Source organism: Parafrankia sp. Ea1.12 (genome assembly GCF_900465275.1).
Taxonomy (GTDB): Bacteria; Actinomycetota; Actinomycetes; order Frankiales; family Frankiaceae; genus Parafrankia; species Parafrankia soli.
In genome coordinates this window covers 1-22,838 of sequence record NZ_UBIZ01000205.1, presented here as the reverse complement: position 1 = coordinate 22,838, position 22,838 = coordinate 1, and the positions used below count along the sequence as shown (strand labels likewise).

The following is a 22,838-nucleotide window of genomic DNA, read 5'->3' as shown; positions in this document are numbered from 1 at the left end:
CCCCCTCTCCCCCCGAACCGCACCACCAGCTGTTATGCACGGCCGGCTCCGCCGCCGGGCGAAGTGTGGCCGTCGAGTGAGTCGTGGCTGTCACTCAACGGCCACGGTTCCTCGGCTGCCGTGCATAGCGGCCGGGGCGGTACGAATATTTATCGCTTTCAGCCCCGACCGGGGCCCAACCGAGCCCCGATGCCCCCGCGGTGCCCGGCCGGCCGGCGGCTACCGGCGGGCGAGGTCGGCGGCGCCGACGATGCCGGCGGAGGAGCCGAGGGTGGCCACCACCACGTCGGCTTCCGGCCGGTGCCCGCGGCCCGACAGCCCCGCCCGGTACTGGGCGCGGGCGGGCCCGACCAGCAGGTCCCCCGCGTCCGACACTCCGCCACCGATGACGAACCGGCCGGGGTCGAGGATCGCCGTCAGGCTCGCCAGGCCCTGGCCGAGCCAGTGGCCGATCTCCTCGAAGCACTTCACCGCGGCCGGGTCGCCGTCCTGGGCGGCGGCGGTGACGTCCGGCCCGCTCAGCTCCTCGACGGAGCGACCGGCCAGCATCGTGCGGGCGGCCTCCGGGGACGCGGTGGCCATCTCCTGGGCGACCCGGACGAGGGCCCGTCCGCTGGCGTACTGCTCCCAGCAGCCGCGGTTCCCGCAGCCGCACAGGTGGCCGCCCGGGACCACCTGCATGTGGCCCATCTCGGCGCCGATACCGAACGCGCCGCGGTGCAGCCGGCCGTCCAGGACGATGCCGCCGCCGATACCGGTGCCGACGGTGACGCAGACGAGGTCGGCCTGGCCGCGCCCGGCGCCGAAGCGGTACTCGGCCCAGGCCATCGCGTTGGCGTCGTTCTCGACGACCACGGGCAGGCCGACCCGCTCCGCCACGACGTCGCGCAGCGGCTCGTCGCGCCAGGCCAGGTTCGGGGCGAAGAGGACGGTCGACCGGTCGCGGTCGATCCATCCCGCCGCGCCGATGCCCACGGCGCGGACGTCGTATTCCTGGCGGAGCCCGGCGACGAGCTCGGCGATGGCGTCGGCGACCTCGGCCGGGGCATGGCTCGGGGTGGGCCGTCGGGCGGAGGCCAGCATCCTGCCCTGGGCGTCGACGACACCGGCGGCAACTTTCGTCCCGCCGACGTCGACTCCGATCGCCAGGTCGCCGTCCCCCTCGGGGGCGGTCGCTGACCCGGTGGTCACTGTGCGCTCACCTCACATCGATCTTCTGGACACGGGGTCGGGGCGACCCCGCGGACGTTGTAAGGCCGGCGCCCGTCTCACGGCCCCGGCCTGGTGGTGGGAAGCCTGGTGGTGGAAAGCCCGGCGCGGGGAAGGGATCGCGGTCGGTCCCGGCTCCCCGTTCCCTGGCGGCCGGACCGCCGCTGTCATGCGGTGCCGCCGCCTGCCCGGGAAGACGGTCTGCGCCTCCACCGTGCCCCGTCTCGGCCGGACGAACCCGATCCCCGGCGGCCGCTTCGCTACGCTCCCGGCCGGTTGCACCATGTCGCGGTCCGGCCGGGTCGGCAGGTTCGCCCGCGGCCTGGCCGCGGTGCCCGCTGGCGCCCCAGACCGTCCAGGCGGCACGCGCCGCCGCGCTCAGTGACACTGCCGCGTCGACCAGGTGGCCCGCGACCTCCACGTGCTCCTCCCGGACACTGGCGAGAACCCGGCAGACCGGGCAGGCGCAGCATGGCCAGGAGCCGTCCCGGCCGCCGTGCGCGTCCGATCCCGCGGCGCCGGGGGCTGTGGCGTTGGCGGCTGCGCCGGTGGGTGCCGTGCCGGCGGGTGCCGTGCCGGCGGGTTGCCCGTCAGCGGTGTCGAAATGACCGTCCGCGGCGTCCGGGCCGCCGTTGGCCGCCGCCCAGTCCCGGACGGCCGCCGCCAGCAGCGCCGCCTCCTGGGCGAGCGAGCCGACGACCTCCCGGGGCACCCCGTCCGACGTGCTCACGCGCGCACCCACTGGGCCGGGTCCGGCACGAACGACACGACGAGGCGCTCCTCGGCCAGCCGGGCGCCTGACACATCACACCGGCGCAGCGCGGCGGGCAGCGGGACGAGCCGCCGGTGCGGGCCGACGCTGACGATGAGGTCGTCACCGACCCGGGCGAGGTCGACCTCCGACCGGTCGACGAAGGGCAGGCCGAACGACATGGCGTAGCCGCCCTCGGTGCGCTCGACCCGCGGGCCCGCCCCCTCGCCGGACCGGTGAACGCTGAGCACCGCGGCCGGGTCGAGGTCTCCGTAGGCCGCGGCGCCGAAGGCGGCGAGCTCCTCCAGCCCGAGCGGCTCACCGGCCCGGTAGGCGGCGGTGAGGACGGGCAGCGGCGCGACGAACGCGCCGATCTCGATGAGCTGCTGACGGTGCGCCGCCGCCCAGCCGGCCCGCCAGGCGTCGCCCCCGACCGAAGCGATCACCCGGTTCGCGACCACCGCGTCCACGCCGATGCCGTGCAGCGCCAGGGCGCTCAGGGTCCGCCGGGCCTGGGCGAGCGCGGCCGTCTCCGGGGTCAGCACCAGGCGCACGCTGGTCACGACGGGATCGGCAAGCAGGGCGCGCATGTCACGCGCCAGGCGTGCCAGCCACGACACCGCCTCGTAGGCGGGCCCGGCGATCGCGGCCACCCGCCCGGTGAGACGGCCCGGCAGCGCCAGCGACGGGCGCATCCAGCGGGCGAGCGCGCCGTCCGGGGAGCCGAGCCGGCGGCAGCCCCACGCGAGCGTCTCCGGGCTCGCCAGCAGCCGCAGCGCGGCGCTGGCCGGCCCTGCGTCGACGACCACGACGTCGTAGCGGTCCGACTCGAGCCGGTCGCGCAGCTCCAGCAGGGTGAGCGCCTCGAGGGCGCCGGGCAGGCCGGCGAGCTCCTCGACCTCCAGGAGGTCGACACCGGCGGCGGGGGCCACGGCCGAGATCAGCGCGCGTAGTTGCGGCCAGCGCTCGGCGAACGCGTGGCGCAGGTCCAGTTGGAGGCCGAACAGCCCGGGTTCGAGCTCGACCTCACCGGGGCCGAGCGGATGGTCGAGGATGCCGGCCAGGCCGGCGGCCGGGTCGGCGCAGACCAGGAGCGTCCGGTGGCCGCGCTGGGCCGCGAGCGTGGCCGTCGCCGCCGCCACCGTCGTGGTCCCACCACCACCCTTGCCCGTCAGGAGCACACACCGCACCGGATGGTCAGCTCTCGGTGAGCTTCTCGACGTGCTTCTTGAGGTCCTTGAGCGCCGCGTCGACGATGCCGCCCTGCACCTTCCGACGGAGCAGGCCGGGGATCTTGATCTTGAGCTCGACGGTGAGGTCGTAGGTCACCTCGGTGCTGCCGTCGCCGAGATCACGCAGCGTGTACGAACCGTCCTGGGTCGACATCGCCTCGCCGGAGACGAGGCTCCAGCTGACGTGCTCGTCGCCCTTCCAGGTGTACTCGTTGACGAACTCGTCCTTCACGACGACGGCGTTGATCCGGAACCGGGCCTGCCGCGGGCGGCCGTCCGGGCCGACCTCGAGGATCTCGGCCTGTTCGATCTGGCCGACCCAGGTCGGGTAGGCGGCGATGTCCGCGATGGCCCCCATGATGACGGCCGGCCTGGCATCGATGACGATCGACGACTGCGCGTGGTCCGCCATAGCCGCCAGCACCTCCACATCTCATCGCCCCGGCGGGGCCTGGTCGGACCCGCCGGTCCTGTCCGGGCCGTGCCGCCGGCCCGCCTCCGCGGGCCGTTCGGCACCCGTTCGGCGACCCGTGTCACGGGCCGCCGGACGATTACCCGATCGATCGTTGAGGCTACCGGAACCCGGGCGCGGGGCCGGGTGTCCTACCACTCGAGGACGTACGGCGCGCCCCGCGCGTTGAAGTGACCGACGTTGACACATCGGGTCGCGCCGATCTCGAGCTCGGCGACCAGGGGCTGGTGCACATGGCCGAACAGCGCGTACCGCGGCTGTGTCGCGTGGATGGCCTCCAGCACCGCGACGCTGCCGCGCTCGAACCGGCGGGCCTCCGTGTCGTAGACCAGCTCCGGGACGTGCGGCGGGATGTGGCAGCACAGGACGTCGACCGCGCCGACCGCGGCCACCTTCGCCGCGTAGGTCTCGTCGTCGATCTCGTACGGGGTGTTCATCGGCGTGCGCAGCCCACCGCCGACGAACCCGAACGTCAGCCCGCCGATCTCGGTGGTCTGGCCGTCGAGGAGGGTGATCCCGTCGCGCAGGAAGTCGGGGTAGAGATGTGGGAGGTCCACGTTGCCGTAGGTGAGGTAGGTCGGCGTCGGGAACGCGGAGAACATGGCCGCGTACTGCCGCCGGATGGCCGCCTCGACGACGTCGGCCCGGTCGCCGTCGACCCCCGCCCAGAGCTTCCTGGACCACTCCCGCGCCTCGTCGAACCGCTGCTCGGTACGCAGTTCGATCATGCGGCCCACCGCCTCGGCGCCGAACAGCTCACCCATGATCCCGCGGCCGTGATCGAAGTAGTCGATGAAGAGAATCAGGTCACCGAGGCAGACGAAGGCGTCGGCACCGGCGGCGGCGCCCGGGAGCGCGTCCGACCGTCCGTGAACGTCGCTCACCACATGCACGCGCACGTGAGAGAGCTTAGGGCGAGTCGCGTGCCTTCCACAGCACCCGTACCCGAAAGCGCACAGGCGGGTCGGCGCGGCGGGGGCGAAAAAAGCGGGCGCGGACGGCTCGCCGTGGCCGCGCTCACAGGCTAACGTCACTTGACCAACTTCTCTCCGATCACCGACCGCCCTCCCATCAGTGCCACACCTCAGTGCCACGCCGCACCAGAAGGCAGCGTCGCGGATCAGCGCCGCACCGGCACGTCACCCCGAACGGCCCGCCGCCAGCCAAGGAGTTCCCGTGCGCGAGTACACCTCTCCCGCCCGAGTCACCGTGGCGGATGACATGACTCTCAGCGATGCCGTGTTCGCCAACGCGTCACGGACACCCGAGAAGGTCATCGTCCGCCACAAGTCGGGCGGCCAGTTCGCCGACGTGACCGCGCGGGAGTTCCGCGATCTGGTGGTCCGCACGGCCGCCGGCCTCGCCGCCCGCGGGGTGCGCCCCGGCGACCGCGTCGCGATCATGAGCCGCACCCGGTACGAGTGGACGGTCGTCGACTACGCGGTCTGGGTCGCCGGCGCGGTCACCGTGCCGGTCTACGAGACGTCCAGTGCCAGCCAGATCGAGTGGATCCTGTCGGACTCGGAGGCCGTTCTCACCGTCGTCGAGACCGAGGCCAACGCCGCACTCGTCGCCACGGTGCGCGACCAGGTTCCCACCCTGCGCGAGGTGCTCGTCCTGGACGGCGGCGCGCTCGACACCCTGGCCGAGGCCGGGGCCGCCGCGGGGACCGGCGAGGAGGAGCTCGCCGCCGCGCGGGCCGGGGTGACCGCGGCCAGCATCGCCACAATCATCTACACCTCCGGCACCACCGGCAGACCGAAGGGCTGCGAGCTCGCCCACCGCTCGCTGCTGTTCAACGCGATGAGCTCCGCGGCGACCATGCCGGACCTGTTCACCGAGGACGCGTCCACGCTGATGATCCTGCCGCTGGCCCATGTGCTGGCGCGGACGATGCAGTGCACCATCATCAACAGCGCGCGGTGCATCGCCTACGCGCCGGACACGTCCACGCTGCTGGCCGACCTGGCCCAGGTCCGCCCGAGCTTTCTGCTCGCGGTGCCGAGGGTCTACGAGAAGGTGCACGCCGGCGCCCGTGCCAAGGCCCACGCCGACGGGAAAGGCCGGATCTTCGACGCCGCCGAGGCCACCGCGATCGCCTACAGCGAGGCCCTCGACCACGGCGGGCCCGGCTTCCTGCTGCGCGCCCGGCACGCGTTGTTCGACCGCCTCGTCTACAGCAAGCTGCGGGCCGCGATGGGCGGCCGGATCGACCACGCCATCAGCGGCGGCGCGCCGCTGGGCCCACGCCTCTGCCACTTCTACCGGGGCATCGGGGTTCCGATCTTCGAGGGGTACGGGCTCACCGAGTCCACCGCGGCCGCGACCGTGAACCGGCCCGATTCACTGAAGATCGGCACCGTCGGCCTGCCGCTGCCCGGCGTGACGATCCGTATCGCCGACGACGGGGAGATCCTCATCCGCGGCGACCTGGTCCTGAGTGGCTACCGCAACGACGAGACGGCGGCCAAGGAGGCGCTCGACGCCGACGGCTTCCTGCGGTCCGGCGACCTGGGCTCCCTCGACGAGACCGGACATCTGCGCATCACAGGGCGGAAGAAGGAGCTGCTCGTCACCGCGGGCGGCAAGAACATCGCCCCGGCGCCCCTCGAGCACCGCATCCAGGAGAACCCGCTGATCAGCCAGGCGATGCTGATCGGCGACCAGCGGCCGTTCATCGCCGCCCTGATCACCCTCGACCCGGACGCCTTCGCCTCCTGGCGCGACACCCACGACCACCCGTCGACGGTGACCCCCGCCGACCTCGCCACCGACCCGGAACTGCTGGCCGAGGTCCAGAAGGCCGTGGACGCGGCGAACGCCACCGTCTCCCACGCCGAGTCGATCAAGAAGTTCGTGATCCTGCCGAACGACTTCACCGTCGCCGGCGGCGAGCTCACCCCGAGTCTCAAGGTGAAGCGCAACCTCATCATGGAACGCCACGCGGCAGCCGTGGAATCCATCTACGCGGGGGCCCGGACCGCCTCCTGATCCCCCGCACGCCCCAGCCGAGCATGGCCCGGGCCAGGCGCAGGCCGGGCGGCCGCGGGCGGCTCAGGCGAGCAGCAGGTCGCGCAGGTCCGAGGCCAGGACGTCCCAGCGCCAGCGGAGCTCGACCCACGCCCGCCCGGCGGTCCCCATCGAGCGGGCGCGGTTCGGATCGGCCAGCAGGTCGCCGACGGCCCGGATCAGCGCGCGCGGATCGCGGCCGTCCACGACCACCCCCGTCCGCTGGTCGAGGACCGCGTCGGGGGCTCCCCCGCTGCGGCCGGCGACCACCGGCAGCCCGGTCGCCGAGGCCTCGAGGAAGACGATGCCCAGGCCCTCGACCTCGAGCCCCGCGCGCCGGTTGCGGCACGGCATGGCGAAGACGTCCCCCGCCGCGTAGTGGGCCGGCAGTTCCGCCCACGGCACCGACCCGGTGAACACCACGTGCTCGGCGACGTCGTTCTCCCTGGCCAGCCGGGTGAGCTCCTGCCGGTACGGCCCGCCGCCGACGAGCAGCAGCGCGGTGCCCGGGATCCGCCGGCGCAACGCCGGCAGCGCCCGGATCAGCATGTCCTGCCCCTTACGCGGAACCAGACGGCTCACACAGACGACCACCGGACGGCTACCCAGCCCGTAGCGACGACGGGTCTCGTCCCGCCCCTCCCCCGGCCGGAACAGGGACGGGTCGACACCGCTGGGCAGCCGGGCCAGGTCCGGATGCGGACCGAAGGCCGGACCGAGGCGACCCCTGGTGTAGTCCGTGAGGTAGGTGATCACGTCGGTGGTCGCCCCGATGCGCCGCAGCAGTTGCCGCGCGCCGGGCAACGCGGCCCAGCCCACCTCGTGCCCGTGCGTGCTGGCCAGCACCCGGCGGGCGTCGAGATCCCGGCGCAGCCGCGCCCCGAGCAGGCCCAGCGGCGCCGCCGCGCCGAACCACAGCGTGTCGCACTTCTCCGACCGCGCGATCTCCCGCGCGCGACGGAAGACATCCGGCGTGGGCAGCATCAGCGACGTCGGGTGCCGCACCACCGGGAACCGCTGCGCCGCGTCGAACTCGGCGGCCCCCCGCCAGGCAGGGGCATACACCACGATCTCGTCGTCGGGCAACCGCGAGGCGAAATTGTGCACATACGCCTGGATGCCACCGGGCCGCGGAGGGAAGTCATTGGTCACAGCGAGCACCCGCACGCCGCCATGTTCCCGCATCGCCTCCATCAAGACGCAGGTGGGACGCCTCCAACCACGCGGACACCACCGCAGCGCCCCGCCCGCACACAGAGCGCTCTCCCTCTCCCGGACGCGGCCGCACCGCCCGCTCCCCGGGCACGCCCCGGGCAGCGCATCAGCCAGGCGTCAACCGGCGCGGCGGCGTGGCAGGGGCCGGGGCGTTTCCGGGCCGGTCGGCGACCCGCCGGGGGCAAGCCGCAACCTCGGGATGAGCCCGGCATCGGCGAGCACGGCGAGGGCGCGGCGCTCGTCCTCGTCCCACTCCATGCCGGTGGACGGCGGGGCCAGCAGGACGGTCACCACGCAGTCCGCGCACGCGACGTCTCGCACGGCGCACGCATCACAGTCGATCAGCATCGTGCTCACCTCTCGGTTCGCCGCCCGGATCCGCCTGGTCTTCCCCGCACCCGGTAGATCACCGAGCCCTGTCGACCACCGCGGAACCGGACACCAGTTCGACGCGAACCACGCTAGGTGAGGGGTCCGACAGTTCCGGACGCCCGAACCCCGTCCCCCATACCCGGCGCCACCCAAGCGTCAACGAACCGTGGCGGCTGAGTAAGTCGGGGCCGGCGGAGAGCTAGCGGTCGAGGCGGGCCAGGAGGGCGTCCGAGGGGACGGTGCGGGCGCCCTGCGAGGCGCAGTTCTCCGCCACCTCGCGGTCGGAGGTCACGACGGCCACCGGTCGGCCGACGGGTTCCGCGCGCACGAGACGTCCAATTTCGTCGTCGGCCAGCTCGCCGGGCTGGCTGAAGACGACCCGCACGCCGCGGGGCATCGCGACCCCGACCGGCCGGGCCACCACCGCCGTCGCGTCGAAGACGACGGTGACCTCGGTGTCGAGGGAGCGGCCGGCCAGGGCTCCCAGGCCGGCCAGCAGGCGTGCCCGCTGGGCCTGGAGGGTCAGGGTGCCGTAGCCGCGTTTGGTGACGTTGTAACCGTCGATGATCAGATGCAGGCCGGGGATGGCGAGGACGTCGTCGATGATGGCCGGGTCGTCGGCGGAGCGCCCGCGGCCACCGACCGCGGAGAACGGGTCGAAGGCGGCTCCGTTGTCGGAGCGGTCGACCAGGTCGGCGGGCCGCGCGACGGTGGTCGGCAGCGCCAGCTCCCGCCGGACCCCGTTCGCCGCAGCCATCAGCGTGTCGAGCAGCACCCGAAGCCGCGCCTCGTCCAGGCCGCGGGACTCGCGGGTGTCGCGGCGGGTCAGCGAGGCGGCGGCCTCGAGGTCACCGACCCGCGCGCGCAGCCGCCGTACCTCGGCCTCGCTCTCCCGGGCCGAGGCCAGCGCGGCGTCCCGGGCGGCCTCGGCGGCGAGGCTCACCTCCCGGGCGGCGAGCTCGGCGCGGCGGACGCGGTCCGCGGAGGACCGTAGCCGGCGGCGGGCCTCCTCCGCCTCGGCCCGTGCCTGGTCGAGCTGGCCGCGCAGCTGGTCCTGCTCGGTGCGGGCGAGCCGGCGGACGGCTTCGATCTGCTGGTGCAGGCGGTCGATCTCGCGCTCGGCGTCGACGAGCCGCGCGGTGGAGACCGCCTGCTCGGACGATCGGGCCGCCTCCTCGACGAACTGCTCCCAGTCGGGGAGCCGGAGGATGTAGGCGACCGCCGCGACCTGGGCGGGTGGGGCGGCGGGTGGCGGGCCGCCCTCCCCGGTGATCGCGACGACCAGATCGGGGTGGGTGCGGCGCACCCATTCGGCCACCCGGCCGCGGAACTGCGCGTCGTGCTCGATCGCGGCCGCCAGCGGGACGGCGCCCAGCCGGGCCCGGCGCGACGGCTTGAACCGGCGCACGGCGACCAGGCTCGGGGGGACGACCGCTTCGGCGATGTCGGCCAGGGTCTCGGCGGCGTAGACCACGACCTGGGCCCGCACGTCCACGGGCAGCGTCTCGTTCATGCGACGGGCCCGGCCTGGCCGGCGGGGGTGCGGACGCCGACTCCCCGTGGCCGGCCGAGTGGTCGGGGCATTACCACTGGCACGGGGGACTCCGGAGCGAACGACGACAGCGACGGTCCAGGGTATCGGTCGGCCAGCACGACCTCTTCGGACACCATCGGTGAATCCGTGCCCAGCCCACCGCGAACGGGCACGCACCGCCGCAGGGTCCGCGTCGGCGGCCGCGAATCCCAACGGGAAGCGGTGTTTCGCCCCCGGTGGGCCGGGGCCGAGGGGCTGCCGCAGGCCACAGGACACGGCGGCGCGGGCCCGGGGCATCACGGCACCGCCGCATCTACCGCATTTCGCGAGCCAGCCGGCCATTGTCTCATGTGATATCCGGCTTATGTAGCCTCGCCCTGTCCGTCCGCACATACCTCACTTCGAGAGAAACACGGCAATGGCCGTCGAGAGGACACCCGTTGACCGACCAGACCCCTCCTGGCCAGCCCTCCCCCGGTCCGGAGAACCAGGAGACCTGGAGGGCCCCCAACAACTCGTGGCAACAGCCACCGGATGCCGGCGGCCAGGCGGGCGGAGCGCCCGCAGCGGCCGGCGCTCCCGGCGCGGGCCAGGGCGGCCTGCCGTCCACCACCCCGCCGCCGGCGCCCGTGCCGCAGTGGGGCACCGGCGCGCCGGGCCAGGAAGGCGGCGGATGGCCGTCCACCACGCCCGTGGGCGGCGGGGCGGGCGGCGGATGGGGCACGCCACCGGCCGGCGGGCCCAACCCGGACGGTTCGTGGCCCGGGGCGGGACAACAGCAGTGGCCCCAGCAGGGCACCGATACGCCCTGGGGGCAGCCGGGCCAGCCCGGCACCGGATGGCAGCAGCCCGCCGACTACCAGCAGGGTGGCACCCAGGGCCAGTACCAGCAGGGCTACCAGCAGCCGGCTGACTACCAGCAGCAGGGCTACCAGCCCGGGTATCAGCAGCCCGCCGACTACCAGCAGCAGGGGTACCAGCAGCCCGGCTACCAGCCACAGCCAGGCGACTACCAGCAGCAGGGGTACCAGCAGCCCGGCTATCAGCAGCCTGGCTACCAGCAGGGCTTCCCCCAGCAGCAGGGCAACTGGCAGCAGCCCGGCGGCCCGCCACCGGCCCGGCCCCGCCGGAACCCGGCAATGATCATCATTCCGGTGGCCGTCGTCGCGGTCATCGTCCTCGGGGTGGTGATCGCCCTCGCGGCCGGCGGCGACGACTCGAAGCCGACGGCCACGCCGCCGGCGGTCACGAACCTGGGCCCGGGCACCGTGCCCACCCTGACGGCACCCGCCGTCCCGGGTACGACGACGGCCCCGCAGCAGCCTGCCGGCCCCGCCGGATGCACGCCGGTCGTGCCGCAGGGCGCGCCGCCCGCGGGCACCCTGACCCTGGGTGGGACGGGCACGGTGGTCGGCACCGCGAGCTCGTCGGTCAGCGACTTCGAGGCCAAGGTGACGCTGAACAGCATCTGCAGCACCACCGGCCCGGCCGCCGACTACTCCGATCCGCCGGTGCAGGGCGCCAACTACATCCTGAACGTGACCGTCGAGACCATCCGCGGCGAGACGACCGCGTCACCGGACGACTTCTACATCCAGACCTCGGACGGCAGCCGCTACGACGGCTCCTTCACCACGGTCGAGCCGAAGCTGTTCACCCTCGACCTGAAGGCCGGTCAGAAGGTGCGCGGCAACGTGGTCATCGACGCCCCGGCGGGTCACCACATCCTGTCCTGGGAGCCGCTGTTCGCGACGCAGCCGGCGAAGTTCCAGTTCTGACGACAGGGGGCCCCGTCCGTGCCCGTTCCACGGTGAACGGGCACGGACGGGGCCTCGGCGGGGCACCCGTGGCAGAGCTCGACTCGGCTCCGCCACAACCGGCACGGCTCCGCCACAACCGGCACGGCTCGCTCCGGACCCGGCGTGGCCGGATCTAGACCCGGCGCGGCTCCGCCAGGGCCGCCCGCAGGCGCTCGGCGACGTCGTCCATCATCGCCGGATCGGGGTTGTGGTCGGCGAGCGCGAAGCTCATCTGCGACTCCGCGTCGATCGGGAACAGGTGGATGTGGGCGTGCGGCACCTCCATCCCGGCGAGCATCGCCGCGACCCGCCGTGGCTTGAACACCGTGTCGATGGCCCGCCCGACGACAGCCGCGGCACTCCACACCGCGCGCACCGTCTCGTCCGGCAGATCGATCCAGTGATCGATCTCCAGGCGGGGCACGATGAGCGTGTGCCCGGGGCGGACGGGCGCGATGGAGAGGAACGCGACCGCCGACTCGTCCGAGTAGACGATGCGGCCCGGGAGCTCGCCGTTGATGATCCGGGTGAAGACACTGGCCATGGCCGGACCCTACCGAGATCGACCGCGCGGCACCCGACCACGGACGCCGGGGTCGCGGTCGGTCCGGGGAGCCTCTGGTGAACGCGGCCGGCAGGCGGACCACACCATCCACTATCACACTTGAAACCATACGATAGCGGGCAATAGCGACTAACAGGAAACGTAGCCCACAAAGAGGTCCAGGAGGACACGCCGGAAGCACTCTGGTGCGCCAACAAACCCGGCCATACGGAATGATGCTCCGGGTGGCGTGGTTTGAGACGAACGGCATCAGGGTCGCCCGTATCAGCGTCGACTGCACCGATGTGGACACGATGGTCCGCTTCTGGTCCAACGCCCTCGGTTACGAGGTCTCCGAGCAGGGCGGCGACTCGGCCGTCCTGCGTCATCCCGCCGGTGCCGGGCCCAAGCTCCTGCTCCGGCGGCGGCCCGAGCCGCGGGCCGCCCGAGGCGAGCAACGACCACCACGATGGGCGGCGCGCCGGGCCGGCCGCCGCCCGGAACCGGAGCAGGACACCGCGGACAAGGCCGGCAACCGCCTGCACCTGGAGCTGTACGCCGTCGACGCGGAGCGGGTGATCGGCTGGCTGTCGTCGCTGGGCGCGCGCCAGCTCGCCCGGTACGAGGCCGACGGGGAGACCGGTTTCGTGCTGCGCGACCCCGAGGGCAACGAGTTCCGCGTGATGAACGCCGGGCCGACCGCCTTCGCCCGGCCGTTCTCCTGAGCCGCGCCGGGCCGACCGGGGACGAATCCTGTCGTACCCGCGGCCTAGGGTGTCGCCGTGTGCCCAGTCCCTGCGCCGACCGGCGGCGTGCCGCGCCAGGCCAGCCTGGCAGAGCTCGGCCGGCCGCTGTCGGACCTGACGTTCGTCGTCGTCGACCTGGAGACCACCGGCGGCTCGCCGGCGACGAGCGAGATCACCGAGATCGGCGCCGTGCGGGTTCGGGGCGGCCAGATCCTCGGTGAGATGTCGAGCCTGGTCCGGCCGTCGGCCCCCATCCCGGCCTTCATCTCCGTGCTCACCGGCATCACCGACGCCATGGTCGCCACCGCCCCGGGCATCGGCGAGGTCGTGCCGACGTTCCTGGAGTTCGCCCGGGGCGCGGTGCTCGTGGCTCACAACGCCCCGTTCGACCTCGGCTTCCTGCGCGCCGCCGCCACGGCGTGCGGCTACCCGGCCCCGGCCTGGGAGCATCTCGACACGGTGCGGATCGCGCGCCGCGTCATCAGCCGCGACGAGACCCGCGACTGCCGCCTGTCCTCCCTGGCGGCCCTCTTCGGTAGCGCGACCCAGCCGAACCACCGGGCGCTGGCCGACGCCCGCGCGACGGTGGACGTCCTGCACGGGCTGTTCGAGCGGCTGGGCAACCTGGGTGTCACCACGATCGAGGATCTGCACGAGTACAGCGCGCGGGTCTCCCCCGCCCAGCGGCGCAAGCGGCACCTCGCCGACGACCTGCCCACCGGCCCGGGGGTCTACGTGTTCCGCGACGGCACGGGGCGCCCGCTGTACGTCGGCACGTCCCGGTCGGTCCGCTCCCGGGTGCGTACCTACTTCACGGCCAGCGAGCCCCGCACCCGGATGGCGGAGATGGTCGCGATCGCCGAGCGGGTCGACGCGATCGAGTGCGCGCACGCGCTCGAGGCGGAGGTGCGCGAGCTGCGGCTGATCGCCGAGTACAAACCGCCGTACAACCGCCGCTCCCGGTTCCCCGAGCGGGCCGTCTACCTGCGGCTCACCGACGAGCCGTTCCCCCGGCTCTCCCGGGTCCGCTCCGTCGGCGACGGTGTGACGTCGCTGGGGCCGTTCGGCAGCGCGGCGGCGGCCGAGTCGGCGGCCACGGCGCTGCTGGAGGCGATCCCGCTGCGCCAGTGCTCGACCCGGCTCTCGCCGCGCCGTCCGACGGCCGCGTGCGCGCTGGCCGAGCTGGGGCGCTGCGGCGCGCCGTGCGACGGCCGGGAGGGGGTCGCCGAGTACGGCCAACACGTCGCCGCGGCGCGCGGCGCGATGACCGCCGATCCGCGGCCCGTCGTGGACGTGCTGGAGCGGCGCATCGCGCGACTGTCCGCCGACCAGCGCTACGAGGAGGCCGCCGGGGTCCGCGACCGGCTCGCGGCCTACGTGCGGGCCGTCGCGCGCATGCAGCGGCTGACGGCGCTGACCTGCGTCGACGAGTTGGTCGCCGCCGCGCCGACCGCCGACGCCGGGTGGGATCTCGCCGTCGTCCGCCGTGGCCGGCTGGTCTCCGCGGCGTCGGTGCCACGCGGCACCGACCCGAGGCCCTGGGTCGACGCCGTGGTCGCCAGCGCGGAGACCGTCCGACCGCTGCCCGGCCCCACCCCGTGCGCCTCGGTCGAGGAGACGGAGCGGATCGGGCGGTGGCTGGCCGGGCCCGGCGTGCGCCTGGTCCGGCTGGACGGCGAGTGGAGCTGGCCGGCGCACGGCGCGATCCGCGCGGCGCGGCGGTTCGACGTCCGCTTCGACGGCGGTTTGGACAGCGGGTTCGACCGCGGGTTCGACTCCCCCACCGACACCCGACGCGGGCGCGCGCCCAGCAGCCCCCGGAGCGGCCGGAGCGGCCGCGAGCCGCGGAAACGCTAGGGTCGCAGCGCTAGGGGCCGCCCCCGTCGATGACGGGAACGGCCCCTCGGTGCTTCAGCGTGCCTGTTCTCGAGTGTGCCTCCGGGTCGAGCCTGGTGGCTTACCTCAGTGCTTGGTCTGACCGCCGCCCACCGCCGAGTCTGCGCCCTCGCCGTCCGCCGGCTTCTCCGACTCCTCGGTGAAGAACCCGCCGACGGCCTTGCCGGCCCGGCGCGCCAGGCCCGTGCCGTGCTGGCCGGTCCCGTTGCCGTGGCCGTCACCGGCCGTGAGCGCGAACCGGTCGTTCGGCACGACCGGGTAGTCGGGCACCGCCGGCGGCTTGGGCCGGTGGTCCTCGACGAACTCGCCGTTGGGCAGCTGGCGGATGATGCCCGTCTCGATGCCGTGCGCGGCGATCTCCGCGTCCCGCTCGTTGAGGTGGATGCAGAGCTTCTTGGTGACCACGTAGGCGATCGGCGGCACGACGATCAGCCCGATCCGGCCCGCCCAGGTCATCGCGTTCAGCGAGATGCTGAACGTGTGGGCGATGATGTCGTTGCCACCGGAGATCCACAGCACCAGGTAGAAGCTGATGCTCATCGCGCCGAGCGCCGTGCGGGTCGGTGCCTCCCGCGGGCGCTGCAGCAGGTTGTGCGACGCCTTGTCCCCGGTGAACTTCGCCTCCAGGAACGGGTAGACCGCCAGCAGCGTGAACAGGACGCCCGGCAGGACCGCCGTCGGCCACAGCAGCGGCGGGATCGTGTGACCCCACCCGCGGAACTCCCACGGCGGCATGAGCCGGGTGGAGCCGTCCAGGAAGCCGATGTACCAGTCGGGCTGGGACGCCGAGCTGACCTTGGCCGGGTCGTAGGGGCCGAACGTCCAGATCGGGTTGATCTGGGCGAGGCCGCCCAGCAGCGCGAGCACCGCGAAGGTCAGCATGAAGAAGCCGCCGGACTTCACCGCGAACACCGGGAACACCCGGTGGCCGACCACGTTGTGCTCGGTCTTGCCCGGGCCGGGGAAGTCGGTGTGCTTCTGGTGCCACAGGATGCCCAGGTGGGCGCCGATCAGCGCGAGCAGCACGCCCGGCACGAGCAGGATGTGCACGACGTAGAGCCGCGGGATGAAGTTCTCACCCGGGAACTCGCCGTTGAACACCAGGAACGACGCCCACGTCCCGATGATCGGGATGGACTGGGCGATCGACGCCGCGATCCGCAGACCGGTGCCGGAGAGCAGGTCGTCCGGCAGCGAGTAGCCGGCGAAGCCCTCGACCAGGGCCAGCATCAGCAGGCCGACGCCGATCAGCCAGTTGACCTCGCGGGGCTTGCGGTACGCGCCGGTGAAGAACACCCGAAGCAGGTGCACCACGATGGAGGCGGCGAAGATCAGCGCCGCCCAGTGGTGAATCTGCCGGAACACCAGGCCGGCCCGCGTGTCGAAGCTGATGTCCAGCGTCGACGCGTAGGCCCGGCTCATCTCGACGCCCTTGAGCGGCACGTACGAGCCGTTGTAGATGATCTCGACGTTCGACGGGTCGAAGAACAGGGTCAGATAGATCCCGGTCAACAGCAGGATGACGAAGCTGTAGAGCGCGATCTCACCGATCATGAACGACCAGTGGTCCGGGAAGACCTTGTTCAGGTTGCGGCGGATGGCCGCCTGCGTCCCGAACCGTTCGTCGATGGCCCGGTTGGCCTTGCGCGCCGGCGTCGGCCGCTTCTGGAACTTCGGAGTGGTCACGGAGGCGGGTTCGGCGGTCATGAGCGCTCCCAGAACGCGGCGCCGACGGGCTCGGTGTAGTCCCCGTCACGGGCGATGAAGTAGCCCTCGTCATCCACCGCGATGGCGAGCTGCGGCAGCGAGCGGCTGGCCGGCCCGAAGATCGCCCGGCACCCGTCGGGAACGTCGAACACCGACTGGTGGCAGGGGCAGAGCAGGTGGTGCGTCTGCTGCTCGTACAGGCTGACCGGGCAGCCGGCGTGCGTGCAGATCTTCGAGTAGGCGACGTGGCCGTCCACAGCCCAGTTCTCACGGCCCTCGCGCGGCTTGTTCAGGCCGGGCTCGAGACGGATGAGGATCGTGGTGCTGTCGGCCTTGCTGTGGATGTCCAGCTTGGGCTCGTAGGAGATGCTGCCGTCGGACTCCTTGACCGGCACCGCCGGCAGCACCGTCTCGATGCCGCCGATCGCGATGTCGCCGAGCTTGACGTACCGGCCCTGCAGGTTGACCAGCCGAGCACCCTTGACCCAGTGGGTGTGGTCGAACTTCTTGCCGGGCTTGCTGTTGGTCAGGTTGAGCAGCGGGACCACGAGCAGGCCACCGAGGACCGTTCCGGCGCCGAGGAGGCTGCGCCGCAGCAGCGGGTACTTGGCGAGGCCGGTGTCGGCGAAGCCGAGGGCGACCTCCTCCTCGGTGACGGCGATCTCCTCCGGCGAGGAGGTGAACTCGTGGCGCTCCTGCACCGCCTGCTCGTGCGGCATCAGGCGCTTGGCCCAGAGGATCATGCCGATGCCGAGGCCGCCGACGGCCAGGCCGAGGGCGCTGCCCATCGCCGGGGTGTAGTACTGCTTGTGCTTGTCGCCGACGAAGTTGGTGACGATGAAGCCCACCGTGCCGACGACCGAGATGGTGAACCAGAAGGCGATGAGCCGCTCGGCGCGCCGGGAGGCCCGCCGGTCGTACTCCGCGGAGTGCGGGGCCCGGGGGGTGACTCCCCCACCGGCGCCGCCGCCCGCGCCCTGTGCGGTCAGGGTCGACGTCCCGCCCGAGCGCATGACCGTCGTCTCCGGGATACGGGAGGAGTCGGTCTGGTGCGGGGGGGTGCCGAGCACCTCGGGCCCGTCGTGCCCCGCGTCGGGGACGTCGGGGCCGCCGGCCCGGGGGTCGGTGGCGTCCTTGGGGCGCCCGGCCGTGTCGACCGGGTGCTTGGTCCTCTTGAAAATGCTGCTCATCGAGTCCTGGTCTGATTTGTCGGCCGGCTCTCCCTGATAGCCGGCGTAGTGCATGCGCCGCTCCGGCGAGTCCGGCGGCAGCTCGCCGCCGTCCGCGGACTCCGGCCCGGTCAGGCCCTGGTTGGCGCTCACAGCTTCTGCCTCGCTCCGATCCAGAGGCAGACGCCGAGCAGCGCGCCGATGCCTATCACCCACGCGACCAGGCCCTCCGGGACCGGCCCGTACTTACCGATCGAGGAACCACCGGGTGACGGGGTGTCCTGGAGGTGACGGACGTACGCGGCGACCGCGACGGCCTCGTCATCGTTGATCTGACCGGGACCGAACACCGGCATCGACTCCGGGCCGGTCCGCATCGCCTCGACGACCTGTTCGGGCGTGGCCTGGCTCAGCGACGGCGCGAACTTGCCGTAGGTGAGCGGGGCGCCGGCGCCGGCGGCCTGGTGGCACTGGGCGCAGTTCGCGAGGAAGAGCTCACCGCCCTCTGCGAGGTCGGCGTCGTTGAGATCCGCCTCCGTCAACTCGGGCACCTGCGTACCGCCGCCCAGGGTCTGGACGTAGGCCGCGATCTGGTCGATCTGGGTCTCCGAGTACGACGGGGGCTTGCGGTCGGCCTGGGCCGCCGGCGCGGCGAGCGGCATGCGGCCGGTGGACATCTGGAAGTCCACCGCGGCCGCGCCGACGCCGATCAGGCTCGGGCCCTCGGTCGAGCCCTGGGCGTTCAGCCCGTGGCAGGTCGCGCAACCCTGCAGGAACAGGGCGCGGCCCTGGCGCACGGCCTCGTTGGCGTCCGGCGTCTCCGTCGCGTTGCCGCCTGGAGCGAGCACCGTCCACATCACCCCCGTCGCCAGCAGGCCGAGGAGAAGAACGATGGACGACGACCGCCGTCGGCGGCGCGCGGAGGTCGACCGGGATCGCCCGGCGTTCCTCACCGAGATGAGCCGGGGTCTGCCGGCCTCGCCCGCGGACGAGGTCGGGGACGCCGCGGCTCCGGATGCCTTGGATGTGGTCATGTCGCTCACTGGAGGAGGTAGATGGTGGCGAACAGGGCGATCCAGACGACGTCGACGAAGTGCCAGTAGTACGACACGACGATCGCTGACGTCGCCTTCTCAGGCGTGAACCGCCCGTAGGTCGACCTGGCCAGCACCAGAACGAAGGCGACCAGCCCACCGATCACATGCAACCCGTGGAAGCCGGTGGTCAGGTAGTACACCGACCCGTAGCCGTGCGACGCCAGGGTGAACTCGTTCTCCTTGAAGTACTCCCAGGCCTGGCCGCCGACGAAGACGATCCCCATCAGCAGCGAGATCAGGTACCAGCGGCGCAGGCCGATGACGTCGCCGCGCTCGGCGGCGAAGACCCCGAGCTGGCAGGTCACACTGGATAGGACCAGGATCACCGTGAAGAACAGCGCATAGGCGACGTGCAGGTGCACGGGCCCGATCTCGGACCCGGCCGGGTCGCCGGTGACCGGCGGCCAGTTGCCGCTGTTGACCGAGCGGATCGTGTAGTACATCGCGAACAGGGCCGCGAAGAACATCAGCTCCGACGACAGCCACACCACTGTGCCGACCGAGACCATCGAGGGACGGTTGGCCGCCGGGTGCGCTGGAGGAGCCTTCTCGAGGACAGGGGCTGAGGCCACGACGGTCATTCTGGCATGTGACGCCGCACGCGCCACCGTAGGTTCGACAATCGGTAGGACTACACGGCGTCGACGACGCCCGGATCGCGGCCCGGCGCGGCCGGAAATTTTGCTCCTCAGCGTCGAAGCTCCTGCTAATACGCAGGTTCTGGTACCTGACGAGACGCCGGCCACGTCCGGTGGTAACCCGGGAACCCGCCCGTTGTTGTGTCCCTCACCCAGGGCGGGGCGGCGCGCCGAGGGTGGCCCGGACGGCTCAGTCCGCGAGGGCGGCGAGCGCCCGGACACCCTCCGCGGGGAGGGTGATCCCCTCCTCCGTTCCGGGGTCGACGGCAAGCATGAGATCACCTGCGGGCCACGTCCGCAGCAGCGCGGCCAGTGGCACCCGGCGGTAGCGCCCGACGCTCGGCAGCGCGTCAACGAGGCGCCGCTCCGAGGTGAAGGTGGGGACGAACTGCTGGCCGTCGGGCTGCTCGGCGACGGGCAGCCGCACCACACGGGCATCGCCGTTGTCCCTGGCCGGGTCGCTGACGTCCGGAACGAGGACGTCGGAGGTGGCCAGGGCACCCAGGGCGGCCGAGTCGTCGTGGTCAAGCGCGAGCCGGTGCAGGGCATTGCCCGCCCGGGTCGTCCCGTCGTTGGCGTCGTCGGTCACAGCGGGCTCCTGTCGATCCGGGAGTCGTGCCTTCTGTGGCCTCGCATACCCGGCTCCGCCCGCGTGTACCCGGCTCCGGCCCGAGATGGGCGGCCGCGGCCGTCAGCTCGGCAGCGCGAGATCCGCGATCAGGCTCCGGCGGACGGCGCCGACGATGGGGGTCGCGTCGCTGTAGGCGGGATGATCGACCACCAGCTCCACGGTGACCTCCGGGTCGCGGAACGCGTCCCTGGTGCCGTCGGTGAGCGGGAACCGGAGCATGTGGACCGACACCGTCTCGCTGGGCTGATCGGGGTCCTCGTCCACGCCCGGGATCTCGACGGCGGGCACGGTGACCCCGCCGATCTCCAGCGCCACCCGGCGCTGGACGCCGGAGAGACGGGCCAGCTCGTCGCGCACGGCCTCGACCTGGTTGAGCTCGATGAACATCGTGGCGGTCAGGGCGTGGCTGGACGGCAGCAGCCGCGAGTAGGCCTCGACCTCGTGGGCGACCTCCCCGGGGGCGGTGAGCCGCTCGGTGTAGACCATCTCCTGCACCTGGTAGTGCAACGTCTCGGCGTTCTCGAACTCGAAGAGCAGGATGTCACCGACCCGGACGCGCCGCTCGGCGCGGATCGGGAGCATCCTCGAGCGGGCCTGGACCCGCTGGGCGGAGTAGGCCGTGTGGTCGGTGGTGATGTCGGCGGCGGTGAACGCCATCGTGCGCAGCGTCATCGTGCTGGCTCCCTCCCCGTCGCGAGGACGCATCGACCTCGACGGCCGTCCGGCCGTACTGGGTGTATCCCCGGAGTACCGGATGTACCGGGGTGTAACGGTCTTTCGGGTGTTGCCGAGGTGCCGGATGCCCGGGGGCCCCGAGAGGGCCGGGTGGCGGGCCCGGGGTGACCCCGGGCCCGCTCCGCGCGCCGCTCAGGCGTCAGCGGTCTCCTCGGCGACCACCGCGTCGAGGGCCTTCTTGAAGCGACCGGCGTGGGTCTTCTCGGCGCGGGCCAGCGTCGAGAACCAGTCGGCGATCTCCTCGAAGCCCTCCTCGCGGGCGGTCTTCGCGAAGCCCGGGTACATCGCGGTGAACTCGTAGGTCTCGCCGGCCACGGCGCTGGCGAGGTTCTTCGACGTGTTGCCGACCGGCTCGCCCGTCGCCGGGTCGCCGACCTCGGCGAGGAAGTCCATGTGCCCGAACGCGTGGCCGGTCTCGCCCTCGGCGGTGTCGCGGAACAGGGAGGCCGCGTCGGTCAGGCCCTCGATGTCCGCACGGCGGGCGAAGTACAGGTAACGACGGTTGGCCTGGCTCTCGCCGGCGAACGCCTCCTTGAGGTTCTCGTGGGTCTTGGTGCCGTCAAGCTTCGGCATGCGGTACTCCTCCTACGTGATGGGTGTCGGGTCCTACCGTCGGCCCGGGCGATTGCCCTCGCCGGCGGTCTGACACTCCGGGCACAGGCCCCTGAACTGCAGGTCGTACCCGGTGATCGTGAAACCGGACCGGCGCGCGATCTCGGCCACCATGCCGTCCGGGACGGGGTGGTCGATGTCCGCGGCCCGGCCGCACCGCTCGCACACGGCGTGGTCGTGCCGGCTGGTGTTGGCGTCGTACCTGGCGGCCGCGCCGTCCCCGAGGTTGAGCTCGAGGGCGTGCCCGGTCTCGACGAGCAACGCGAGGGCGCGGTAGACGGTCGCGCTGCCGATCCCGGGGGCCGCGAGTCGCACACGCTCGTAGACCTCCGCCGCCGTCGGATGGTCCTCGGCGGCCTTCAGCACCTCCAGCACACGGGTGCGCTGGGGGGTGAGACGTAGTTCGGTCCGCTCCGGCATCGATCACGTCCGTCATCGGTCGGCGCCGCCCGGGGCGTTCGTCCCGCGTCCCGGTGCCGTGTGTCGGTGTGTCCGCGGCAACGGGCGAACGTCGGGACTGGCGCTCGGACAAACATTGAGAACGAGTCTCAGTATCGCGTGCATCACCACCCGATGGCAAACCCCACGGGCGTCCGCCCCCGAACGGCATGACCGTACCCACCGCCCGTCGCGTCCCGTGAAGCCGGATGGCGTCGCGCCTGGCGGGCGGCGAGCAGATAGCCTTCGGGACGGATACCGGGACGGTGCGACACCCGCCGCCACGCGCCGGGCCTCCGCGGCGACGCCCGGGGCCGCCCGGCGGGGACCGGTGCCCGCGCAGTGCCGGTACCGGCAGTCGTTCCCGATCGCCGACCACGGCGGTCGCCCATCGAGAGGCCCGTGGACGCCATGAGCACCGTCCTCGTGTACGCGAGCAAGGCCGACGTCCGAGAGCGCGTCCTGGCCGCGCTCGGGCGCCGTCCCGCACCCGACCTCGACGAGCTCGAGCTTGTCGAGGTCTCCGACGCGGAGACGCTGATCGACGCCATCGACCACAGCGAGGCGGACCTCTGCATCCTCGACGCCGAGGCCACCCCCTCCGGCGGGATGGGGCTGGCCCGGCAGCTCAAGAACGAGGTCGCCGACTGCCCGCCCATGCTGCTGCTCGTCGCCCGGCGCGACGACCGCTGGCTGGCCACCTGGTCGCAGGCGGACGCGGTGGTCGGCCACCCGATCGACCCGGGCGAGCTCACCGACGCGGTCGTCGGGCTGCTGCGCGCACGGGCCGGCGGAGTCGCCGTCCGGCGCCCGGTGGTCAACGTCCGGCACCACTGACGCCCGGCAGCACCGATCCACCAGGCCGCACCGAACCACCCGGCCGGCGCGACGACGCGGTCGTGCCCGGCCACCGGACCCACGCGAACAACGACTGCAGACGGACACGACATGACGAGCACCGCCTCGGAGCCGCGGGCGACGACGGCCGCGGCCTCCCCCCTCCCGACGGCCGCCTCTTCCCCGGCCGAGTCC

The 22,838-nt window shown here is 72.8% G+C and carries 22 protein-coding genes; 5 read left to right on the top strand and 17 right to left on the bottom strand.

Going from position 1 to position 22,838, the window contains the following annotated elements; all coding sequences use genetic code 11:
- Positions 1–219: 219 nt before the first annotated feature.
- The 5 genes from FMEAI12_RS07325 to FMEAI12_RS07305 form a co-directional block, all read right to left on the bottom strand.
- Entirely contained in the window at positions 220–1,191 is a 972-nt protein-coding gene (locus FMEAI12_RS07325; protein WP_112105428.1) for an ROK family glucokinase, read from the bottom strand.
- Positions 1,192–1,198: 7 nt separating this feature from the next.
- Positions 1,199–1,939 carry a hypothetical protein gene (locus FMEAI12_RS07320; RefSeq protein ID WP_112105431.1) on the bottom strand — a complete coding sequence of 247 codons (741 nt, stop codon included), beginning with the start codon at positions 1,937–1,939 and terminating at the stop codon, positions 1,199–1,201.
- A complete protein-coding gene (locus tag FMEAI12_RS07315; protein WP_304598617.1) occupies positions 1,936–3,150 on the bottom strand; it encodes an ArsA family ATPase in 1,215 nt (404 codons plus the stop codon). Before FMEAI12_RS07315 ends, FMEAI12_RS07320 begins: the two co-directional genes overlap by 4 nt.
- A 7-nt stretch (positions 3,151–3,157) precedes the next feature.
- Positions 3,158–3,604 (bottom strand): SRPBCC family protein, encoded by a 447-nt coding sequence (locus FMEAI12_RS07310; protein ID WP_020459429.1) that lies wholly within the window; start codon positions 3,602–3,604, stop codon positions 3,158–3,160.
- Between the two features lie 191 nt (positions 3,605–3,795).
- Positions 3,796–4,563 carry a metallophosphoesterase gene (locus tag FMEAI12_RS07305; protein WP_071061920.1) on the bottom strand — a complete coding sequence of 256 codons (768 nt, stop codon included), beginning with the start codon at positions 4,561–4,563 and terminating at the stop codon, positions 3,796–3,798.
- A gap of 277 nt (positions 4,564–4,840) precedes the next feature.
- Here FMEAI12_RS07305 and FMEAI12_RS07300 point away from each other — a divergent pair, with 277 nt between their 5' ends.
- Positions 4,841–6,655, top strand: a complete 1,815-nt coding sequence (locus FMEAI12_RS07300; protein ID WP_112105426.1) for a long-chain fatty acid--CoA ligase — start codon at positions 4,841–4,843, stop codon at positions 6,653–6,655.
- Between the two features lie 63 nt (positions 6,656–6,718).
- On the opposite strand, the gene FMEAI12_RS07295 is transcribed toward FMEAI12_RS07300, so the two are convergent.
- The 3 genes from FMEAI12_RS07295 to FMEAI12_RS07285 form a co-directional block, all read right to left on the bottom strand.
- Positions 6,719–7,858 (bottom strand): glycosyltransferase family 4 protein, encoded by a 1,140-nt coding sequence (locus FMEAI12_RS07295; RefSeq protein ID WP_198541241.1) that lies wholly within the window; start codon positions 7,856–7,858, stop codon positions 6,719–6,721.
- Between the two features lie 147 nt (positions 7,859–8,005).
- A complete protein-coding gene (locus tag FMEAI12_RS07290; protein ID WP_112105430.1) occupies positions 8,006–8,236 on the bottom strand; it encodes a hypothetical protein in 231 nt (76 codons plus the stop codon).
- Positions 8,237–8,459: 223 nt separating this feature from the next.
- Positions 8,460–9,773, bottom strand: coding sequence for an NYN domain-containing protein (locus FMEAI12_RS07285; RefSeq protein WP_112105425.1), 1,314 nt, complete (start codon positions 9,771–9,773; stop codon positions 8,460–8,462).
- 461 nt (positions 9,774–10,234) lie between these two features.
- Here FMEAI12_RS07285 and FMEAI12_RS07280 point away from each other — a divergent pair, with 461 nt between their 5' ends.
- Positions 10,235–11,572: a DUF4352 domain-containing protein gene (locus FMEAI12_RS07280; protein ID WP_112105424.1), complete on the top strand. Its 1,338-nt coding sequence runs from the start codon at positions 10,235–10,237 to the stop codon at positions 11,570–11,572.
- A 154-nt stretch (positions 11,573–11,726) separates the two neighbouring features.
- Here the strand turns inward: FMEAI12_RS07280 and FMEAI12_RS07275 are convergent, their stop codons facing one another.
- Positions 11,727–12,137, bottom strand: coding sequence for an HIT family protein (locus FMEAI12_RS07275; RefSeq protein WP_112105423.1), 411 nt, complete (start codon positions 12,135–12,137; stop codon positions 11,727–11,729).
- A 233-nt stretch (positions 12,138–12,370) separates the two neighbouring features.
- Here FMEAI12_RS07275 and FMEAI12_RS07270 point away from each other — a divergent pair, with 233 nt between their 5' ends.
- Both FMEAI12_RS07270 and FMEAI12_RS07265 read left to right on the top strand, forming a co-directional pair.
- The gene (locus FMEAI12_RS07270) at positions 12,371–12,862 is read left to right on the top strand and encodes a VOC family protein (RefSeq protein WP_041253893.1); all 492 of its coding nucleotides are present in this window, start codon (positions 12,371–12,373) and stop codon (positions 12,860–12,862) included.
- A gap of 57 nt (positions 12,863–12,919) precedes the next feature.
- Positions 12,920–14,740 carry a DEDD exonuclease domain-containing protein gene (locus FMEAI12_RS07265; RefSeq protein WP_112105422.1) on the top strand — a complete coding sequence of 607 codons (1,821 nt, stop codon included), beginning with the start codon at positions 12,920–12,922 and terminating at the stop codon, positions 14,738–14,740.
- 105 nt (positions 14,741–14,845) lie between these two features.
- On the opposite strand, the gene FMEAI12_RS07260 is transcribed toward FMEAI12_RS07265, so the two are convergent.
- The 8 genes from FMEAI12_RS07260 to FMEAI12_RS07225 form a co-directional block, all read right to left on the bottom strand.
- Entirely contained in the window at positions 14,846–16,486 is a 1,641-nt protein-coding gene (locus tag FMEAI12_RS07260) for a ubiquinol-cytochrome c reductase cytochrome b subunit (RefSeq protein ID WP_020459419.1), read from the bottom strand.
- A complete protein-coding gene (locus FMEAI12_RS07255; RefSeq protein ID WP_112105421.1) occupies positions 16,483–17,808 on the bottom strand; it encodes a ubiquinol-cytochrome c reductase iron-sulfur subunit in 1,326 nt (441 codons plus the stop codon). Before FMEAI12_RS07255 ends, FMEAI12_RS07260 begins: the two co-directional genes overlap by 4 nt.
- Complete coding sequence (locus tag FMEAI12_RS07250) at positions 17,805–18,689, bottom strand: c-type cytochrome (RefSeq protein ID WP_071061991.1); 885 nt, start codon at positions 18,687–18,689, stop codon at positions 17,805–17,807. Before FMEAI12_RS07250 ends, FMEAI12_RS07255 begins: the two co-directional genes overlap by 4 nt.
- 5 nt (positions 18,690–18,694) lie before the next feature.
- On the bottom strand, positions 18,695–19,333 hold the full coding sequence (locus tag FMEAI12_RS07245) for a heme-copper oxidase subunit III (RefSeq protein WP_020459416.1): 639 nt from the start codon (positions 19,331–19,333) through the stop codon (positions 18,695–18,697).
- 247 nt (positions 19,334–19,580) lie between these two features.
- Complete coding sequence (locus tag FMEAI12_RS07240; RefSeq protein ID WP_041253891.1) at positions 19,581–19,979, bottom strand: SseB family protein; 399 nt, start codon at positions 19,977–19,979, stop codon at positions 19,581–19,583.
- A gap of 102 nt (positions 19,980–20,081) precedes the next feature.
- Positions 20,082–20,678 (bottom strand): DUF3501 family protein, encoded by a 597-nt coding sequence (locus tag FMEAI12_RS07235; RefSeq protein WP_112105429.1) that lies wholly within the window; start codon positions 20,676–20,678, stop codon positions 20,082–20,084.
- A 210-nt stretch (positions 20,679–20,888) separates the two neighbouring features.
- Positions 20,889–21,329 carry a rubrerythrin family protein gene (locus FMEAI12_RS07230; RefSeq protein ID WP_020459414.1) on the bottom strand — a complete coding sequence of 147 codons (441 nt, stop codon included), beginning with the start codon at positions 21,327–21,329 and terminating at the stop codon, positions 20,889–20,891.
- Between the two features lie 33 nt (positions 21,330–21,362).
- Positions 21,363–21,788: a Fur family transcriptional regulator gene (locus tag FMEAI12_RS07225; RefSeq protein ID WP_112105420.1), complete on the bottom strand. Its 426-nt coding sequence runs from the start codon at positions 21,786–21,788 to the stop codon at positions 21,363–21,365.
- A gap of 429 nt (positions 21,789–22,217) precedes the next feature.
- Here FMEAI12_RS07225 and FMEAI12_RS07220 point away from each other — a divergent pair, with 429 nt between their 5' ends.
- Positions 22,218–22,643 (top strand): hypothetical protein, encoded by a 426-nt coding sequence (locus FMEAI12_RS07220; protein ID WP_071061994.1) that lies wholly within the window; start codon positions 22,218–22,220, stop codon positions 22,641–22,643.
- Positions 22,644–22,838 lie beyond the last annotated feature (195 nt).

Excerpts from the sequence above, each read along its gene's own strand:
- FMEAI12_RS07290 (WP_112105430.1), bottom strand. The coding sequence starts at position 8,236 with ATGCTGATCGACTGTGATGCGTGCGCCGTGCGAGACGTCGCGTGCGCG.
- FMEAI12_RS07270 (WP_041253893.1), top strand. The coding sequence starts at position 12,371 with ATGATGCTCCGGGTGGCGTGGTTTGAGACGAACGGCATCAGGGTCGCC.
- FMEAI12_RS07220 (WP_071061994.1), top strand. The coding sequence starts at position 22,218 with ATGAGCACCGTCCTCGTGTACGCGAGCAAGGCCGACGTCCGAGAGCGC.
- FMEAI12_RS07225 (WP_112105420.1), bottom strand. The coding sequence starts at position 21,788 with ATGCCGGAGCGGACCGAACTACGTCTCACCCCCCAGCGCACCCGTGTG.
- FMEAI12_RS07275 (WP_112105423.1), bottom strand. The coding sequence starts at position 12,137 with ATGGCCAGTGTCTTCACCCGGATCATCAACGGCGAGCTCCCGGGCCGC.
- FMEAI12_RS07295 (WP_198541241.1), bottom strand. The coding sequence starts at position 7,858 with ATGCGGGAACATGGCGGCGTGCGGGTGCTCGCTGTGACCAATGACTTC.
- FMEAI12_RS07230 (WP_020459414.1), bottom strand. The coding sequence starts at position 21,329 with ATGCCGAAGCTTGACGGCACCAAGACCCACGAGAACCTCAAGGAGGCG.
- FMEAI12_RS07285 (WP_112105425.1), bottom strand. The coding sequence starts at position 9,773 with ATGAACGAGACGCTGCCCGTGGACGTGCGGGCCCAGGTCGTGGTCTAC.
- FMEAI12_RS07250 (WP_071061991.1), bottom strand. The coding sequence starts at position 18,689 with ATGACCACATCCAAGGCATCCGGAGCCGCGGCGTCCCCGACCTCGTCC.
- FMEAI12_RS07245 (WP_020459416.1), bottom strand. The coding sequence starts at position 19,333 with ATGACCGTCGTGGCCTCAGCCCCTGTCCTCGAGAAGGCTCCTCCAGCG.
- FMEAI12_RS07235 (WP_112105429.1), bottom strand. The coding sequence starts at position 20,678 with ATGGCGTTCACCGCCGCCGACATCACCACCGACCACACGGCCTACTCC.
- FMEAI12_RS07310 (WP_020459429.1), bottom strand. The coding sequence starts at position 3,604 with ATGGCGGACCACGCGCAGTCGTCGATCGTCATCGATGCCAGGCCGGCC.
- FMEAI12_RS07260 (WP_020459419.1), bottom strand. The coding sequence starts at position 16,486 with ATGACCGCCGAACCCGCCTCCGTGACCACTCCGAAGTTCCAGAAGCGG.